General features: G+C 69.7%; 16 protein-coding genes. 10 read left to right on the top strand and 6 right to left on the bottom strand.

All coding sequences use genetic code 11. The annotated features are described in order from the left end of the window. Positions 1-30 precede the first annotated feature (30 nt). Positions 31-300: a hypothetical protein gene (locus T333_RS21240; protein WP_496425578.1), complete on the bottom strand. Its 270-nt coding sequence runs from the start codon at positions 298-300 to the stop codon at positions 31-33. A 311-nt stretch (positions 301-611) separates the two neighbouring features. Here T333_RS21240 and T333_RS21235 point away from each other — a divergent pair, with 311 nt between their 5' ends. The 4 genes from T333_RS21235 to T333_RS21220 all read left to right on the top strand — a co-directional run bounded on the left by T333_RS21235 (position 612) and on the right by T333_RS21220 (position 3,507). Then, a complete protein-coding gene (locus T333_RS21235; protein ID WP_355002928.1) occupies positions 612-860 on the top strand; it encodes a hypothetical protein in 249 nt (82 codons plus the stop codon). Continuing rightward, positions 838-1,356: a DUF6879 family protein gene (locus tag T333_RS21230; protein ID WP_355002929.1), complete on the top strand. Its 519-nt coding sequence runs from the start codon at positions 838-840 to the stop codon at positions 1,354-1,356. Before T333_RS21235 ends, T333_RS21230 begins: the two co-directional genes overlap by 23 nt. Beyond that, the gene (locus T333_RS21225; protein WP_355002930.1) at positions 1,353-2,195 is read left to right on the top strand and encodes a helix-turn-helix domain-containing protein; all 843 of its coding nucleotides are present in this window, start codon (positions 1,353-1,355) and stop codon (positions 2,193-2,195) included. Before T333_RS21230 ends, T333_RS21225 begins: the two co-directional genes overlap by 4 nt. Positions 2,196-2,394: 199 nt before the next feature. Then, entirely contained in the window at positions 2,395-3,507 is a 1,113-nt protein-coding gene (locus T333_RS21220) for a PQQ-dependent sugar dehydrogenase (RefSeq protein ID WP_355002931.1), read from the top strand. Between the two features lie 2 nt (positions 3,508-3,509). Here T333_RS21220 and hutU read toward each other — a convergent pair whose 3' ends face one another. Both hutU and hutH read right to left on the bottom strand, forming a co-directional pair. Then, positions 3,510-5,171 (bottom strand): urocanate hydratase, encoded by a 1,662-nt coding sequence (gene hutU / locus T333_RS21215; RefSeq protein WP_496425577.1) that lies wholly within the window; start codon positions 5,169-5,171, stop codon positions 3,510-3,512. Beyond that, positions 5,171-6,739, bottom strand: coding sequence for a histidine ammonia-lyase (hutH, locus tag T333_RS21210; RefSeq protein WP_355003092.1), 1,569 nt, complete (start codon positions 6,737-6,739; stop codon positions 5,171-5,173). The genes hutU and hutH overlap by 1 nt, the downstream gene beginning before the upstream one ends. Positions 6,740-6,826: 87 nt before the next feature. Here hutH and T333_RS21205 point away from each other — a divergent pair, with 87 nt between their 5' ends. After that, positions 6,827-7,609, top strand: a complete 783-nt coding sequence (locus tag T333_RS21205; protein WP_496425576.1) for an IclR family transcriptional regulator — start codon at positions 6,827-6,829, stop codon at positions 7,607-7,609. 6 nt (positions 7,610-7,615) lie between these two features. On the opposite strand, the gene T333_RS21200 is transcribed toward T333_RS21205, so the two are convergent. From T333_RS21200 to T333_RS21190, 3 genes are all read right to left on the bottom strand, one after another. After that, a complete protein-coding gene (locus tag T333_RS21200; RefSeq protein ID WP_496425575.1) occupies positions 7,616-8,341 on the bottom strand; it encodes a ferritin-like domain-containing protein in 726 nt (241 codons plus the stop codon). A gap of 72 nt (positions 8,342-8,413) precedes the next feature. Then, complete coding sequence (locus T333_RS21195) at positions 8,414-9,202, bottom strand: SAM-dependent methyltransferase (RefSeq protein ID WP_355002935.1); 789 nt, start codon at positions 9,200-9,202, stop codon at positions 8,414-8,416. A 155-nt stretch (positions 9,203-9,357) separates the two neighbouring features. Next, the gene (locus T333_RS21190) at positions 9,358-10,905 is read right to left on the bottom strand and encodes a phytoene desaturase family protein (RefSeq protein WP_496425574.1); all 1,548 of its coding nucleotides are present in this window, start codon (positions 10,903-10,905) and stop codon (positions 9,358-9,360) included. A 254-nt stretch (positions 10,906-11,159) separates the two neighbouring features. Between T333_RS21190 and T333_RS21185 the strand changes: the two genes are divergently transcribed. From T333_RS21185 to T333_RS21165, 5 genes are read left to right on the top strand one after another with little or no spacing between them, the layout of a single operon-like run. Further along, positions 11,160-11,654 (top strand): hypothetical protein, encoded by a 495-nt coding sequence (locus T333_RS21185; protein WP_355002937.1) that lies wholly within the window; start codon positions 11,160-11,162, stop codon positions 11,652-11,654. Continuing rightward, on the top strand, positions 11,654-13,030 hold the full coding sequence (locus T333_RS21180; protein ID WP_496425573.1) for a hypothetical protein: 1,377 nt from the start codon (positions 11,654-11,656) through the stop codon (positions 13,028-13,030). Before T333_RS21185 ends, T333_RS21180 begins: the two co-directional genes overlap by 1 nt. Next, a complete protein-coding gene (locus T333_RS21175) occupies positions 13,027-14,391 on the top strand; it encodes a VWA domain-containing protein (protein ID WP_355002939.1) in 1,365 nt (454 codons plus the stop codon). The genes T333_RS21180 and T333_RS21175 overlap by 4 nt, the downstream gene beginning before the upstream one ends. Before the next feature lie 14 nt (positions 14,392-14,405). Continuing rightward, positions 14,406-15,521, top strand: coding sequence for an ATP-binding protein (locus T333_RS21170; RefSeq protein ID WP_496425572.1), 1,116 nt, complete (start codon positions 14,406-14,408; stop codon positions 15,519-15,521). Then, on the top strand, positions 15,518-18,304 hold the full coding sequence (locus T333_RS21165) for a DUF5682 family protein (RefSeq protein WP_496425571.1): 2,787 nt from the start codon (positions 15,518-15,520) through the stop codon (positions 18,302-18,304). Before T333_RS21170 ends, T333_RS21165 begins: the two co-directional genes overlap by 4 nt. Positions 18,305-18,371 lie beyond the last annotated feature (67 nt).

Here is an 18,371-nt window from a genome sequence, read left to right as displayed (position 1 = left end):
GGTTGCCGAGCAGTGCGGCGAGTCCGTCGGCTACCGCGACGGGGCCGTGGTCGGCGCAGAGTCCCAACGGCGGAGCGCACCGGGATCGGCGGCGAACTCGTCGACCGTCGACAGTGCACGTCCCTCGAGGAGATCCAGTTCGAACGAGCCGGGTTCCGCCCCGGCCAGAGTCGAAATCATCTGGCGGGCAATCCGCTTGATGGACGACTTCTCGGTGACCAGGGTCCAGCGGTCCAGAGCAGGAACATGCACGATCCAGCGGGTGCCGCAGCAGTGCACCTTGACCAGGTAGCTGCGCATGAGTCCTCCTCGACCACTTGGGCGTTTCCAGTTGGATCGCATCCGTGCGGGTCGGATCGCCCGGCACCCTGCTTGCACAGGACGTTAGACACCTCGCAGGCAGCGAGACCAGGAGTGTGCTCGAGTTTGCAAAAATTCGGTTTTCGCTGGACAGCGCGCTTCACCGGGTGGATCGTGAACCACGCATGAGAAGACTCGTGCACAGAACTGAGCAGGGGGTCGACACAATGCGCCTACAGTTCCTCGGCAAAGGCGGATCGGACAGCGGGGGTTGTCCGTCCTTGTTCGCGACGGACCGGGAGTCATATCTCGTGCAGGGATGGCAGACGAACCAGGACGGCACCGTCGAAATCCCGCATCTGCTGACCGGTTTCGCGCAGCCGGACACGTTCATCGGTGCGACCATGACCGATACCGGGCGGGGCACGTTCCTCCTCTCCGGCAGGCCGATCACCGAGACCGAGACGCTGGCCCAACTCGACCTGGCCGAGGACGAGACGGCCATCGAGGTGCCCAAGCTGGGAAGGACGTTCTACGGTGCGACTGCGGCCCACAGATGAACCGGAGCTGTGGCAGAAACTGTTCCGCGAGGTCGAGCGGGACGCGTTCCATCTGGAGGTCCGGGACACGTACGCCGTGCCGGACGAGTCCGAGAGGTTGCGCCGGTTTCTCGACGGCGAGCCGCCGGTGGATCCGCGTACTCCGTGGCAGGACCTCATGCGGGAAACCACCGGCCGCGGCGTCTCGGTGAGCCGGGTCCGTGTCGTCACCGTCCCGCACTCGGAGTATCAGCGTTGGCTGTTGTCGGTGACCGTGCACAATGTCGATGCGGGGGAAGACATTCGGTACCTCCCCCGCCACGTCGCCGGAGAAGTGCCCCCGGACGATTGGTGGCTGATGGATGGCGAACGCGTCGTCTACAACCTGACGGACGCGGCAGGAGCGCCGGCCGGTCTCGGCGTGACCACCGATCCGCGGATCGTCGAGTACTGCCAAGGCGTGCGTAGGCGACTGTGGGCGCAAGCGATCCCGTACCAGGAGTATGCCGACCGGTGACGAACAGCGTGCACGACGCGCGGGAAGCTCTCGGAGCGCGGCTTCGGGAGCTTCGCCGTACAGCGGGGCTCACCAACCGGCGGCTCGCGACCCTGTCCGGGTGGCACGAGTCCAAGGTTTCCAAGATCGAGTTCGGCCGGATCAGCCCGTCCGACGACGACATCCGTGCCTACTGCCAGTTCTGCGACGCCGCTGATCAACTCCCGGATCTGCTGGCCACCCTGCACGACATCGACGTCGCCTATCTCGAGTGGCGCAAGATTCTCAGCACCGGAACCAAGCGGCGACAGCACGCGGCGGTGAGGATGGCGGAGGCGTCTCGAATGATGCGCATCTTCCAGCCGCACATCGTCCCCGGCATCTTGCAAACCGCGGAGTACGCCGAGGCCGTATTGAGCAAATACATCGACTTCTTCCGTGTCCCGGACGATCTCGACGAAGGCGTATCCAAGCGCCTGGAGCGACAGCAGCTTCTGTACAAGGGAGACCGCCGGTTCCACATCCTCGTCGCCGAGCAGGCGTTGTCGACCACGGTCGGCGGTGATTCGGTGATGGTCGGCCAGCTGGACCGGCTTTCGGCGGTCATCGGCCTGCCTCGCGTGCTGCTCGGCATCATCCCGGCAAACGCCGAATTGCCCATGCAGGTGACGAATTTCGTCATGTTCGACGAGCGAATGGTGCTGGCGGAGGCGATTACCGCGGAGTTGACGATCACGCAGCCGCGCGAGATCGCGATCTACGCCCGGATGTTCGCGGAGCTGGCCGCACTGTCGGTGACCGGCGAAGGGGCGCGACGGTTGATCTACGGCGCGCTGGAAAAGCGGCAGGCTCGGCTCTAGCCTCTGCGCGAGACTACGGAGTAAGGCTCTTCGATCCCGCGTGGCGTAGCGGGCGTCGCCGCGGGGTCGGGGCAGGATGAGGGCGGCGTTCTCCGAGCGGTCCTGGCTCGCGGGCGACGCGCATCAGCGGAGAATGGACTCGATTCGGTGGGTGATGGTCGACGATCATGCCCACCGGGCGGACAGGGAGCAACGAGTGATGGGACCTGTGCGAACGAATCGGCGGGCGGCGGTCTGCGCCGCGCTGCTCGTCCTGGCGGCGGTGAGCGGGTGCGGCGGTGAGCGTTCCGAAACGGACCGGGAGTCTTCGCCGGTCGTCACGACCACCGTCGCGAGCAGTCCGTCGGGGGTGCCCGATCTCGCCGCTCCCGAGGAAGTGGCGCAAGGGATCGACGTCCCGTGGGGGCTGGCATTTCTGCCCGACGGCGCCGCGCTGGTCGCCGAGCGCGACACCGCGAAGATCATGCGGGTGGTTCCCGGCCGGGCGCCGGAAGAGGTGTACGAGGTGCCCGGCGTTGTCGCGCGCGGAGAAGGCGGTCTGCTCGGCCTCGCAGTGTCGCCGCGGTACTCCGAGGACCGCTACGTCTACGCCTATTTCACCGCGGACACGGACAACCGGATCGTGCGCTTCCGGCTCGACGGTGCACCGGAGGTCGTCTTCGAGGGAATCGCGAAGGCGGGCAACCACAATGGTGGGCGGATCGCGTTCGGCCCAGACGGCATGCTGTACGTCGGCACCGGCGACGCGGCGCGCAGCGCGCTGTCGCAGGATCCCGCCTCGCCGAACGGCAAGATTCTGCGTCTGACGCCCGAAGGCGAACCGGCGCCGGGCAATCCGAACCCGGGCTCGCCGGTCTACAGCCTCGGTCACCGCAACGTGCAGGGCCTCGCCTGGGATCGCGCGGGACGGTTGTTCGCCGCCGAGTTCGGCCAGAATCGTTTGGACGAGGTCAATCTCATCGAACCGAACCGCAATTACGGCTGGCCCGCGGTCGAGGGTGGTGGCGGCGCGGGACGCGGCTACGTCGACCCTGTGGTCACCTGGACCACGGCGGAGGCGTCCCCGTCCGGTATCGCGATCGCGGGCGAGACCCTGTACGCCGCGGCGCTGCGCGGCGAAAGGCTGTGGACCGTACCGCTGGTGAACGGCTCGGTCGGCGAGCCGCGCGCGATGTTCGAGGAGCGCTACGGCCGACTGCGCACCGTCGAGGTCGCCGCGGACGGAGCGCTGTGGATGACCACCTCGAACACCGACGGCCGCGGCGACGCGCGCGGAGGCGACGATCGCATCCTGCGCTTCCCCGCTCGCTGAATTCAGTCGTTGCCCGGCAACGGAATTCGCAACCCCTCGGCGTCCGCTACGGACCGCGCACGCTCGTACCCCGCGTCCACGTGCCGCAGCACACCCATCGCCGGATCGTTGGTGAGCACCCGCTCGAGCTTCTGTGCGGCCAGCTCGGTGCCGTCCGCCACGCACACCTGCCCGGCGTGGATCGACCGGCCGATGCCGACGCCGCCGCCGTGGTGGATGGACACCCAGCCGGCGCCGGAGGCGGTGTTCACCAACGCGTTCAGCAGCGGCCAGTCCGCGATGGCGTCGGAACCGTCCGACATCGCCTCGGTTTCGCGATAGGGCGAGGCGACGCTGCCCGCGTCGAGATGGTCGCGCCCGATCACGATCGGTGCGCTCAACTCACCGGCGGCCACCATCTCGTTGAACCGCAGACCCGCACGGTGCCGCTCGCCATAGCCGAGCCAGCAGATCCGCGCGGGCAGCCCTTGGAACGCGACGCGTTCACCGGCCAGGGCGATCCACCGGCGCAGGGATTCGTTGTGCGGGAACAGATCCAGGATCGCGCGATCGGTGGCGGCGATGTCGGCGGGATCGCCGGACAGCGCGGCCCAGCGGAACGGCCCCTTGCCCGCGCAGAACAGCGGCCGAATGTAGGCGGGCACGAAACCCGGGTAGTCGAAGGCTCTGGCGCAGCCCCCGAGCCGCGCCTCGCCGCGCAGCGAGTTGCCGTAGTCGAAGACCTCCGCGCCACGGTCCAGGAAGCGCACCATGGCGTCGACGTGTTCGACCATGGATTCCCTTGCGCGCTCGGTGAATTCGTCCGGCTTGCGGGCCGCGTAACCGGGCCAGTCGGCCAGTTCGACTCCGCGGGGCAGGTAGGACAACGGATCGTGCGCCGAGGTCTGGTCGGTGACGATGTCGGCGGGCAGGTCCGCCGCGGCCAGGCGCGGCAGCACCTCCGCCGCGTTGCCGATCAGCCCGACGGACAATGCCTTTCGCTGCGACCGGGCCGCCGTCACTCGGCGGATCGCGTCGTCGACATCGTCCGCGATCTCGTCCAGGTAGCGGTCCTTCAGCCGCCGCCGCGCCCGCGCCGGATCGCATTCGACGATCAACACCGCACCGCCGTTCATGGTGACGGCCAGCGGTTGCGCGCCGCCCATTCCGCCGAGGCCGGCGCTGAGCGTCAGCGTGCCCGCGAGCGTGCCGCCGAACCGCTTGTCGGCGATGGCGGCGAAGGTTTCGTAGGTGCCCTGCAAGATGCCCTGGGTACCGATGTAGATCCAGGAACCGGCCGTCATCTGCCCGTACATGGTCAGCCCCAGCGCCTCGAGCCTGCGGAATTCCGGCCAGGTCGCCCAGTCCCCCACCAGGTTCGAGTTGGCGATCAGCACCCGGGGCGCCCACTCGTGCGTGCGCAGCACCCCGACCGGCTTGCCCGACTGGACCAGCAGCGTCTCGTCGGGCGCGAGGGTGGTCAGGGTGCGGGTGATGGCGTCGAAACTGGCCCAGTCCCTGGCCGCCTTCCCGGTGCCGCCGTAGACAACCAAGTCTTGCGGGCGTTCGGCGACCTCGGGGTCGAGGTTGTTGTGCAGCATGCGCAGCGCGGCCTCGGTCTGCCAGGTGCGGGCCGTCAGGCGGGTGCCGCGCGCCGCCCGCACGGTCGGGTGCTCCGTCGTCATCACTGCCTCCGTTCGCCGGGCGCCGGGTCCGCGGCCACCTGCGGTGCGACCGCCCGCAGCAGCGCACCCTCGCGGATCAAGTCCGCGGCGGCCGCGATCTCGGGAGCCAGATGCCGGTCCGGGCCCGGCCCCTCGACTCTGGTGCGCAACAGCGCGACGGCGGCGGCGGTGGCGGGCGCCGGGCGCAGCGGGGCGCGCAGATCGAGGGCGCGGGCCGCGGTGAGGTACTCGACCGCGAGGACGGTGGTCAGCCCGTTCACCGCGACGCGCAACTTGCGTCCGGCCGACCAGCCCATCGACACATGGTCCTCCTGCATGGCGCTGCTAGGGATGGAATCCACCGAGGCGGGCACCGCGATCCGCTTCAGTTCGGCGACCACGGCCGCCTGGGTGTACTGGGCGATCATGTGCCCGGAGTCGACGCCGGGGTCTGCGGCGAGGAACGCCGGAAGTCCGTGGGAGCGAGCGACATCCAGCATGCGATCGGTGCGGCGTTCGGCCATGCTCGCGACGTCGGCGACGGGAATGGCCAGGAAGTCGAGCACGTAGGCCAACGGCGCGCCGTGGAAATTGCCGTTGGATTCCAGGCGGCCGTCGGCCAGCACGACCGGATTGTCGATGGTGGCGGCGAGTTCTCGGTCGGCCACCGTCTCCGCGTGCGCGACGGTGTCACGGGCCGCGCCGTGCACCTGCGGCGCGCAGCGCAGCGAATAGGCGTCCTGCACCCGATGGCATTCCCGGTGACTGGCCACGATCTCGGAACCGGCGAGCGCGGCCCGCATGCGCGCCGCCGCGTACGCCTGACCCGGATGGGGGCGCAGCGCTTGCAGGTCGCCCGCGAAGACGCGATCGGTGCCGAGCAGCGCCTCCACGCTCATCGCGGCGGTGATATCGGCGACGTCGAGCAGTCGGTGCAGGTCGGCCAGCGCGAGCACCAGCATGCCGAGCATGCCGTCGGTGCCGTTGGTGAGGGCGAGTCCTTCCTTCTCCGCCAGGATGACGGGCGTTATTCCGTTGTCGTGCAAAGCCTTTTCCGCGTCCACCAGGTTTCCCTCGGCGTCGGTCACGGTGCCTTCGCCCATCAGCGTGAGCGCGACGGCGGCCAGTGGCGCGAGATCGCCGGAGCAGCCGAGCGAGCCGAACTCGTGCACCACGGGCGTGATGCCCGCATTGAGCAGGGCGGCCAGCGTGTGCGCGGTCTCCGGATGGGCTCCCGTGTGGCCGGAGGCCAGGGTGCGCAGCCGCAGCACCATCTGCGCGCGCACCACCTCCCGTTCGACCGCGTCGCCCGCGCCCGCCGCGTGGGAGCGGATCAGCGATCGCTGCAACGCGGCGCGGCGCGACGGAGGGATGTGGCGGATCGCCAGCGCACCGAATCCGGTGGACACGCCGTAGGTCGGGGTCGACGCCTCGGCCAAGGCGTCGACGTGCTGACGGGCGGCGATCAGCCGCCGCTCTGCGGCCGCGCTCAGGCTCACCCGAGCGCCGTCGCGCGCGACCGCGACGACCTGCGCCCTGGTCAGCGGCCCGTCGATCACCACGGTCGGCAGCTGCGCGATATCCGGCATGGTTTCCATTCCACAACCGCGACGGCTGGTGGAGAATGAGGCCACGCCGGATTCGGTCTGATATCCCAGACAAGCCGAGGAGGCACCGTGGGCGCGAGCAGCGACATCCCCGCACTGCGCCGCGGGCTCGCGGTGCTTCGGCTACTCGCGGGCAGACCCGGTCCGGTGTCGGCGGCCGCCATCGCGCGCGAACTCGGGTTGCCCCGCTCGTCCACCTATCACCTGCTCGCCGAGCTCGCCCAGGCCCGCTTCGTCACGCACCTGCCCGCCGAGCGCCGTTACGGACTCGGCATCGCCGCGTTCGAGCTCGGCGCCGCCTATCTCCGGCACGATCCGCTGGAGCGTCTCGCCGGACCGCTGCTGCGCGAACTCGTCGAGCAAGTCGGGCACAACGCGCATCTGGGCGTGCTACACGGCAACGAACTGCTGTACCTCGTCAAGGAGCGCCCGGCACGGCCGGAAACCCTGGTCACCGACGTCGGGGTCCGGCTGCCCGCGCACCTGACCGCCTCGGGTCGCGCCATCCTCGCGCACCTGCCCGCCGCGCACGTGCGCGCCCTCTTCCCCACCGCCGCGTCCTTCGTGACCCGCACCGACCGCGGTCCGGCCGGTCTCGCCGCGTTGCGCCGTGTCCTCGCCGAGGAACGCCGACGCGGCTGGGCCTGCGAGGACGGCCACGTCACCCCAGGCTTCGCCTCCGTCGCCTTCCCCGTCTTCGATCACGATCACCACCCCATCGCCGCCGTCAGCGTGACCCTTCGCCACCGGTGCGCCCGCCACCCCTGCGACGCCGACTGGACCGCGCTGGCCGCCCGCGTCCGCGCCACCGCCGACACCCTGACCCGCCGAATCGGCGGCCGCACCGAATAGCCCGCGTCATCGTCGGCCGTGCACGGCCGACGGCACGACCGTAGCGAAGAGAGCCAGCGTCTCGCGGACGAATTCACCTCGGGGGCAACCCAGTTCGCGCAGTGCGGGACCGTGGTCGTGGACGACGACGAGGGTCGCTCCGACCAGCACGGTCCACCAGAAGGCGCGCACCGCGAGGCGAGTCGGCAGACGCGCGTCCGCGAACGCCGCGCGCAGCCGCTGGGTATGGAAGGGCACGTGCCGACGTTCGTCGTCCAGGATCAGCGTGGCGACGCGGGTCGTGAGCGGATCGTCGGATCCGTCGCGCAGCGCCCGGTAGTACTGCACCGCGACGACTTCGGCGACCATCAGCACCATCAGTTCCAGACGCAGACCCAGCGCTCGGCGCAGCCGCACGAACACGGCGTCGGTCCAGTGGTGCGCGATGGTCGGTCGGCCCGCAGCACGCAGCAGGTGGGCGAGCAGCCGGGCGTGGTTGCGTTCCTCCTCGACGAACAACCGGACCGCCGCGGTGTACACCGGATCACCGGCGCGTTCGGCTTTCGCGACCAGGTCCGCCCCGTCCCCGCTCTCGCCGACCTGGAATCGCTGCACACTGCGCACGATCGCGGGGTGTAGGCGGGCGCCGCGACTCCAGTCCGGGTCGCCCGCCGCCGCTCTCGCGCGCGCCTTGGCCTCGAATTCCCCCACCCACCGGACGAATTCGTTCGTTCCGAGCTGTTCGATCACCATGCAGGCAACCTTACGAACGAGTTGCGCCGATTCCCGGTCGAGCCGGTGGAGATTCGGTGTGGATGCCGAGCGTCACGGCTTGCGGCCGACGCCGCCCCACGCCGAGGCGCCGCGCACGCCCTCGGCGGCGGCGTCGGTGCGCCAGTGGTTGATCGGCACCACGCCGGGATCGACGAGCTCCAGACCGTCGAAAATGCCGGTGATCTCGGCGGAGCTGCGCGGGAAGTACGGCACCCCACCGGTTTTGGCGTAGTTCTCGCACATCCGCACGTACGCCTTGTCGTCGGTGGCTCCGTCGCAGAGCGCGAGGTAGCTGCCCGAGGGCACACCGTCCATCATGGTGTTCACCACGCGCCGCACCTGGTCGTAGCTGCGCGCGTGCCCGAGCACGCCGATGTACATGATCGCGATCGGCTTGCTGAAGTTCAGCACGTGACGCGCGTCGGCCAGGATCGCCTCGGGGTCGTTGAAATCGGCCTCGAGATAAGTGGTCACGCCCTCGTCGGTGGTGTTGACCAGCAGCGCCCTGGCGTGCGCGAGGACGAGCGGATCGTTGTCCACGTAGACGATCCTGGAGTCGGGGGCAGCGGACTGTGCCACTTCGTGCGTGTTCTGCATGATGGGCAGCCCGGTGCCGATGTCGAGGAACTGACGGACGCCCGCTTCCGCCGCCAGATACCGCACCACCCGGATCAGGAACTGCCTCGATTGCATCGCCAGCGTCCTGATCTCGGGATACCCCGCGACACCGGCTTCGCCGGCTAGCCGATCCGCCTCGTAGTAGTCGCGGCCACCCAGCCAGTAGTTCCAGATTCGCGCCGAATGCGGGACGTCGGTACGGATGGGGCGCTTGTCTGCCATGGTGGCTCCTGAGCAAAAAACGGCTGCGTCGCGGTGACTGTACAGCCGATGGTGTTGCGGTATCCGATGGTTCGCTGATGTGCGGCCGGGACCGGTGATCGCGGGCAGCTGGGCGAGGGTCGCTGGAAAATATCCGGCGGACGCGCCCGGGCGTGTCACGACTCGAGGACGGCCCGCGCGGCATTGTGCCCGGGGATGCCGCTGACGCCGCCGCCGCGCACCGCGCCCGAGCCGCACAGAAACACGTTGTGCACCCCGGTCGCGACGCCCCAGCGTCCGGCCGGATCCGTCGCGCTCTCGTCCTCCCGATAGGGAAAAGCCAGATCGCGGTGGAAGATATGGCCGCCGGGCAGCCCGACCTCGCGCTCCAGATCGAGCGGGGACTTCACCTCCAGGCAGGGCGCGCCGTCGGCGTCCTGCGCCAGGCACTCGGCGATGGGCTCGGCCAGCACCCGGTCCAGTTGCGCGAGCACGCTTTTAGTCGCGGCGGCACGGGCAGCATCCGGGTTGTCACGGAAAAGCCGTGCGGGAGTGTGCAATCCGAAGAGCGTGAGCGTGTGCATGCCGCGGGCCGCGATGTCGGCGGACAGGATCGACGGGTCGGTCAGGGTATGGCAGTAGATCTCCGATGGCGGCGCCGATGGCATCCGCCCGGCCTCCGCTTCACGATAGGACTTCTCCAGTCCCGCATACGATTCGGCGATGTGGAAGGTACCGGCGAAGGCCTCGGCGGGATCGACCGCAGTGTCCCGTAGGCGCGGCAGTCGCCGCAGCACCATGTTCACTTTCATTTGGGAGCCTTCGGGTTTCGGCTCTTCCGGTGCGCCGAGCAGGCGCGCCAGCTCGTGCGGCGCGGCGTTCACCAGGACGTGCCGCGCGCCGACCGCACCGCCCTCGTAGCGCACCTCCGCAGCGACGCCGTCGCTGTCGACGCCGGTCACCGCGCAGTTCGTAACCAGTTCGGCGCCCGCGGCGCGCGCCGCGTCCGCCAGCGCGTCGGTGAGCGCGCCCATGCCGCCCACCGGCACATCCCAGTCGCCGGTGCCACCGCCGATCACGTGGTAGAGGAAGCAGCGGTTCTGCCGCAGCGAGGGGTCGTGCGCGTGGGCGAAGGTGCCGATCAGCGCGTCGGTGAACACCACGCCGCGCACGGTGTCGTCGGTGAAGGTCGCCTCGATCGTCTCCCCGAGCGGCCGTTCGAAGACCGCGTCCCACAGCGCGTCGTCCGCGACGACGCGCCGCAGTTCGGTTCGGGTCGGCAGCGGTTCGGTCAGGGTGGGAAACACCCGCCGAGCCATCCGTCCGGTGCTCGCGTAGAACCGCTGCCACGCCTCGAAGTCGCGGTCGGAGCCGGTGAGACGTTCGAAGCTCGCCCTGGTGCGCGCCTCGGATCCGGTGTCGACGAGCAGCCCCCCGTCGCCCACCGGCGTATAGGAGGAGATCCGCCTGCGGCGGGTCTGGAACCGCAGGCCCAGATCGCGCACGATGCTCGCGGGCAGCAGGCTGACCAAATACGAATACCGAGATACCCGAGCGTCGACACCGGGGAACGGGCGTTCCGACACCGCCGCGCCGCCCGTGTGCGACTGCCGCTCGAGCAACAGCACCGAGCGGCCCGCTCGCGCCAGGTACGCGGCGGCGACCAAGCCGTTGTGGCCGCCGCCGACGATGACGACATCGTAGGAAGAGCGCGTCGGTGTCATCCGTCCTCGATACCACGGCCGCGCCACGAGCAGCCGCCCCGACGCGCCGCCGGGGCGCTGCTCACGGGTTCCCGCGGACCCGGGCGCAGCGTCGCCCAGCGGCAGATTAGCAGCCCCTACCGACAACTACGTCGATACCGAAACCGGTTGCGGGACAGAGGTTGTCGCTGTTCACAAGATCGACAAGCGGGCCCCGAACTTGTCGGTGGGTTCGCGTAGGTTTTCGGTCATGGAGAGAAACGGGAGGGAACGCGATGGACTCGGGTGACCGCGAGTGGGAGCGGGCGGCGGTGGTGCAGACGCTGCCCGTCGTGGCGCCGCGCAAACTGGCCAAGGTGCCCTTCGTCGAGATGGCGGACGGGCGGTTGCAGGGCGTGGTGTCGAGCGGATCGGATATCGCGCGGGTGTACGTCTCGTCGGTGTCGGCGAAGACGCACGGACTCAGCTGTAGCACCAACAACAATCGGCCGTGCGGCGGACTGCGCGGACCCTTTCCGTGCAAGCACATCGACGCGTTGCTGGACGAGGCTGTGGTGCAGTACGGCGCCGGGCAGGTGGCCCGCTACCTGGGCCTGGAGATCGCCGAGGGCGCGAGCCTGCGCGCCGCGCTGAACTGCGCGCACGAACCCGCGCCCGCCGCCGTCGTATTCAGCCGCTTCCTGCGCCATCTCGCGTATCTGGAGCTGCCCGGCGCCACGGCGCCGATCCCCGAGTTGCAGTGGTTTCCCGCGACGGGGGTGAGCCGCTGATGCTCGGCGTGCATTTGGCCGAACTGCTCGAGCCGCCGGCGGGTGTGCCCGAAACGCTCGATGTGGTGACGGGATTCGACACCGCGCTGGTGCACGGATTCGCGCGGCTCACCGACGAACACACGGCCGCGCTGGCGAGCCTCGCCGCCGCGCTCGGCGGATCCCCGCTCGGACCGTCGATCGCCGAGGCGGTCGCGAAACTCGGCGCGGGCTCGATCGGTCCTGAGGAGCTGTCCGCGCTGGCGGGCGGACGCGCCGCATTGCTCGGCGCCGTACACGACGCCCTGCTGGACCGGGTGGACACCGCGCTGGGGCGCGAACGCGCCGCGTGGAAGCAGCCGGAGGCGCCGCACACGCCGCACAACCTGGCGGCGGGCACTCGTTCCTGGTTGCAGGAGGTCGCCATCACCGGTTGGCGCGGCGTCGACCACGACCTCGTCTCGGCCGCCGATCAGACGGTCGAGGCGTTGCTCGCCGAACCGGCCTTACGCAGGCTCGCCGTCCTGCTCGACGGCCTGACGGCCGAGCTGCGCGCCGGCTCTCCGGTGGCGACGCTGGACCGGCTGCCCGCCCGGCGCTGGGCGGACCTGTGGGCGCGCGCGCTGCTGTTGACCTGGCGCACAAGCGATTTCGCCGAGACGACCGCGGTCTCCGGGCGGCTGCTTCCGCTGGGCGTCGACGTGCACGAGCACGGCACCGCGGTGCAGGCTCAGCTGTACGCGCTGCTGGAGACGGCGGGCGGGCAGACGCGGCGGGTGCGGGTCAGCATCGCCGCGGCCAAGGTCGACACGATCGTCGGGCCCGCGATCTGGCAGCTGTTTCCCGAGCATCCGCAGCTGCTGAAAGCGATGGCCGAGCGGCTCGGTCTCGACATCGACGGCATGCCGATGACCGCGAGCGGCGACCTGATCTGGCACGACGAGTCGGCTCGCCTCGGCGCGAGCGCCGATCCGTTCGCCACGGCACGCATCGGTCTGGCGAGCGCGCTGGCCCCGGCGACTCCCCCGCTGGATCGCGATCCGGTGCACCTGTCCGAGCCGGTCCTGGTGGAGGGCTACAAGGTCGAGGACGGCGCACTCGAGCTGGACGGGCACCGGCTCGCCCTCGAACTCGACCGGCTGCCGACCTGCGGCCCGCTGACGCCCGCCGCGGTGAACGGCTCATCGACCTGCCTCGGCCTGCTGCGCTGGGACGCCGGGCGCTGGTCGCTGCGCCCGCTCGCCGTGCGCAAGAAGACCAAAGGCGTGGAGGTCGACGTGCACGGCGGCGACTGGGCCTGCGGCGTGACGGACCCGAAAGCGGCCAAGTCACAAGCGAAGTCGGGCGACGCGGTCGCGGTGCTCAGGGAACGAGCGGGACGGCTGCTGAGAAAATGACCGACAGCAACGAGACTCGACGGCAGATCCTCTACTGGCGCCTGCTCGCGGGCATTTTCGACAGCGAGGCGCAGCCCGCGCTGGAGACGTCGAGCGTGGCGATCGTCGACGACCTCGGCCTGCCCGCGGTGCTGCTCGACCCCGGTGTCTCGATCGACAACGTGGTGCAGCGGTTCCCCGATCTGGGGGCCGAATTCGACGGGCTCGGCGCCCACGTGCGGGCGGCCGAATCGGCGGACGGCGCACTGGAATCGGCCGAGCAGGACGCGGACGAGACTCCGGTGCGGCCCGAGGAGACCGAGGCCGATCCGACCATCGGCTCCGGCGAAGTGCGTTCGGCCGCTCTGATATCCAAGCTGTTGCTGAACGTCTTCGCGACCGGCGGCGGCACGGTCAGCGCGACCCAGCTGGCGGGCTGGCAGCGCGATGCGGGCTGGTTGCGGCGCATGCTCGGCGAGGACTGCGGCGCAGATGTGCGCGCCGTGCTCGGCGACCTCGAGGCCGACCTGGTCTCGCGGATGCGGCTGCGCGAGGTGCTCGCCGATCCCGCGCTTTCGGCGCAACTGACGCCGAGCATGTCGCTGATCGAACAGCTGCTGCGCGACAAGACGAACCTGTCGGGCGTCGCGCTGGCCAACGCCAAGTCGCTCATCCGCCGCTACGTCGACCAGGTCGCGGAGGTGCTGCGCACCCAGGTGCAGCAGACCACCGCGGGCACCGTCGATCGCTCGGTGCCGCCGAAACGCATCCTGCGCAATCTGGATGTCGATCGCACGATCTGGAAGAACCTCACCAACTGGAATCCGGAGGACGAGCGCCTCTACGTGGATCGGCTGTTCTATCGGCAAACCGCCAAGCGCACCGTGCCCGCCCGGATGATCGTGGTGGTCGACCAGTCCGGTTCGATGGTCGACTCGATGGTGAACTGCACCATCCTGGCCTCGATCTTCGCCGGATTGCCCAAGGTCGACGTGCACCTCATCGCCTACGACACCCGCGCCATCGACCTGACGCCGTGGGTGCACGACCCGTTCGAGGTGCTGCTGCGCACCAACCTCGGCGGCGGCAACGACGGCCCCGTCGCCATGGCGATGGCCCAGCCGAAGATCGTCGACCCGACCAACACCGTGCTGGTGTGGATTTCGGACTTCTACGAGTTCGACCGCTCCCAGCCGCTGTACGAGAGCATGCAGGCCGTGCACCGCAACGGCGTGAAGCTCATCCCCGTCGGCTCGGTGAACAGCTCCGGCCAGCAGAGCGTGAATCCCTGGTTCCGGGAACGCTTCAAGGCCATGGGCACACCGGTGATCTCGGGCCGCATCCAAAAACTCGTGTTCGAACTCAAGAACTTTCTCGACTAGGAGACCTCGCAAAAATGACCGACACCGCGCTGCGCGCCCCCGCCGAAATCAAGTACGCCGAGGAGCTGAACTGGCTCGAGTCGATCGACGACGGCCCCAAGCCTTTCGCTTGGCGCCTGAGCCCGAAGATGGTGCGGCTGTTCATCCTCGGCTCCGAGCGCGCCGACGGCCTGGACCGCCAGATCGACCAGAAGTGGTTCGGCGACCGCAGTTTCGTCGAGCGCAGCATCGTCACCCTGGCCTCCGACCGCGGGCTGCTGCTGATCGGTGATCCCGGTACCGGTAAGAGCTGGTTGGCCGAGCTGCTCTCCGCCGCCATCAGCCGCAACTCCACGCTCGTCGTGCAGGGCACCGCGGGCACCACCGAGGACCACATCAAGTACTCGTGGAACATCTCCATGGTCATCGCCAAGGGCCAGTCCAGGGAGTCGATGATCCCGTCCCCGATCATGACCGCGATGGAGCAGGGCGTGATCGGCCGCTTCGAGGAGCTGACCCGCTCCACCAGCGACGTGCAGGACGCGCTCATCTCGATCCTGTCCGAGAAGTACGTCTCCATCCCCGAACTCGACGACGACAACGTCGTGTTCGCCAAGCCTGGCTTCTCCATCATCGCCACCGCCAACAGCCGCGACCGCGGTGTGAACGACCTCTCCTCGGCGCTGAAGCGGCGCTTCAACTTCGTGCGCATCCCGGTGGTGACCAACAAGCGCAGCGAGGCCGAGATCGTGCGTTTCCGCACCGCCGAGCTGCTGCGCAGGCACGAGATCGAGCTGGAGCTGCCGCCCACGCTGCTCGACATCCTGCTCGACAGCTTCGCCGATCTTCGCTCCGCGGCCGCCGCCGCGACCAGCGACGACGAGAAGCTGGAGTCGGCACTGTCGACCGCCGAACAGATCGGCGTGCTGGAAGACGCGATCCTGCACAGTCAGTTCTTCGGCGACCGCACACTGCGCGCGGAGACCCTCGCCGGGTCGCTGGTCGGCTCGCTGGCCCGGCGGGCGCCGGAGGACCTGGCGATCCTCAACAAGTTCTGGCACGGCGTGGTGGAACCGCGCAGCAAGGACGCGGGCGGCGACTGGTCGCAGTTCCTCGAGGGCGGCCGGGCGGCGATCGCGAGGCTCTCGTGACCGGAGCGTTCGGCGCGCTGCGCGAGCAATTGGCCACGGCCGCGGAGCGATTCGCGGCCGAGCCGGGCGCGGTCGCGGAGATCCTCGCGGGCATCGTCGACGACGTCGACCGCGCGCTCGCGGTCGAACTCGAGATCTTCCCGGTCTGCCACCATTCACCCGCCTCGGGGCTGGCGATGGTGCGGCGGCTGCACGAGAAGCGGCCCAAGGTCGTCTACCTGGAGCTGTGCGAGGACCTGCGCCCGATCCTGGACGAGCTGCGCAACTGCAGGCTGCCGGTCGCGGTGCAGGCGTGGGCCGGTGAACTCGACGGATTCCCGGCCGCGTGGGCGCCGCTGTCGGTGGTCGCGCCGATCACCGAGGCGTCGGCGGAGTACCAAGCCATCGCCTACGCGCTCGACACCCCCGGCGTCGAGCTCGTGCTCGTCGACCGTTCCTCCGACCACGTCTTCCAGTGGGCGCCCGACCGCGACGCACCGAAGGGCGAGGCACCCGCCGACGAAACGCCGGAGCCCACCGAGGGCGGGGCACTGCACGGAGACGCGGTCGGCATCGAAATAGGCGATCTGCGACCGGGTTTCGCCGAACTCGAGGAGCACCTGCTGCACCACGGGAAGGTGCGGCACTGGTCGGAGTGGTGGGATCAGTACGTCGAGCAACCGCTGGCCGGCGCCGACTACGCCACCTACCGCCAAGTCATGGTGCTGATCGGCAGCCTGTTCCGTCGCCTGCGCCGCACCGGCGTCGAGGAGGACGAGAACCGTGAGCGCTACATGTGGACGCGGATGCGCGAACACCTGGACGCGACCGGCGTCGACCCGGCCGACTGCCTGTACGTGTGCGGGGCGTTCCACGCGGCAAGTCACGTCGAGCAGTTCGGGCTGCCCGCCGACGCGGCGCCCTACGAGATCACGCCGCGATCGAACACCACCTGGCAGTACGGGCTGATCCCGTCCAGCCACTCGGCCATCGAGGAGCAGTTCGGGCTGGCCTCGGGGTCGGTGTCGATCGCGACGGCGACCTGGTCGAAGGGACTGCGGCGCGGCGGTGTGAAGCCGTTCCAGCTCGCGGGCGAGAAATCCACGAGCAAGAAGACGAGCAAGCGCACCCCGCCGGTGGTGACGGCCGCCGCCGTGACCGACCAGCTGACGGGGTTCCTGTCCACACCGCCGCGGCTGGACTCGCTCGATGAGGCCGAGCTGCTCGACTGGTCGGTCGACATCGTCCGGCTGGCTCGGCGCAACGGCTATCTGGCCAGCACCGCCGACGCGATCGCGGTGTTCGAGACCTCGATCCTGTTGGCGGGCATGCGCAATCGCGCCCGCCCGACGCCGTACGACTTCCAGGACGCGGCGATCACCTGCATCGAGAAGGACCACGTGCCGGGTCGCCGGGACGTGCGCAGACTGTGCGAGATCCTGCTCGGCGGTGACCGTATCGGCCAGGTGGGCTACGCGGCGCTGCCGCCGCTCGCCCGCGACGTGCTCGACCGGCTCGCGCCGCTGGGGATCGACACCAGCAAGCGCACCGTGCAGCGTTCGCTGCTGGACCTGCGCGCCGACCCGCACCTGCGGCCGTGCTCGGATCTGCTGTGGATCCTGCGCAGACTGCTGCCTTCGGACGCGGTGCGGCCGATCATGGGGTCGCGGGCGCTCGGCGAGAGTTCCATTCAGGAGAGCTGGGATCTGGCGCTCGGCAAGCACCAGCGCGCCCTTGTCGAGCTCGGCTACGAGGGCGTGACCATCGAGCAGGTGCTCGAGCAGCGGCTGCGCATGGCGGTGTCCGCCGCGGACGCCACCGCCGCGGTGGCGCTGGCGGCGGTGGAAGACGCCTTGGTGTTCCTGAACTCGCCGCGCCTGGCCGACGAGCTGGGTCACCGCGCCGTCGAACTGCTCGCCGCCGAACGCTCGGTCGACGACGCGCCCGAGGTGCTGCGCCGAATCCGGCTGCTGCTCAATTACTTCCGGTCGACCACCGACGGTCTGCCGGAGTGGTGCGGCCGGTTCGTCACCGCGGGCTACGCGCACTACTGCACGCTGCTGCCGACCGCGTTCACCGACGAGAACACCGGAGTGCGGCCGGTCGCGGCCATGCTCGGCTTCCTGTTCGGCATGGAGAACCTGGCGCTTTCGCTCGGCTGCGACCACACCCAGCTCGAACTCGCGGTGTTGCAGTCGCATCCGGAGGCGCCCGCCAAGGTCGCGCTGCTGTGGGCGACGCGCATGCAGCTCGGTCTGCTGACGCTGCCGGAACTGCGCACCCGCTGCGACGACATGCTGGCCAACCCGCTCGTGGTCCCCGCCTTCCCGCACTACCTGAGCGGTTTCGTGCAAGCCATGGATCCGGTGCCGTCCTTGAAACCCTTTGTGGTGGAGCTGCTCTCGAAGGCGTTCGGCCGCCTGCCGGACAGCGTGCTGCTGCCCTGGCTCCCGAAGCTGATCACCACCCTGCGCGGCCAGGCCGGTGAACTGATTCCGGCGCTCACCAGGGAGGCCGGTCGCACGTTCCCGTCCGGTCTCGCGGCGGTGGACCGCTGGACTCCGCCGTGGACGGGCACACCGCAGCCGACCGCCGCGCCAGTCGCCGCAGTGGCGGGCGGACCGGTCGGCGATCTGCTGTTCGCCCATCCGGCGAGCTGCGACGCGCTGGCCACGCTGCTCGGCCACGGCGGCGAGTGGCAGCGTCCGGCGGCAGCTCCGCACACCGAGGTCGCGGCACTCGTGACCCGGCACCCGGACTCCGCGGTAGCGCTCGCCGCGCTGGTGCCAACGGCAGCTGGCTGATTCGCGACGGAAGACCACAGCGGCGTCCGGCACCGTTCAGCAGCGGCGCCGGACGTCGCGGTCGCGG

This window comes from Nocardia sp. CNS-044 (genome assembly GCF_059570515.1).
This window is presented reverse-complemented; position numbering and strand designations above follow the sequence as displayed.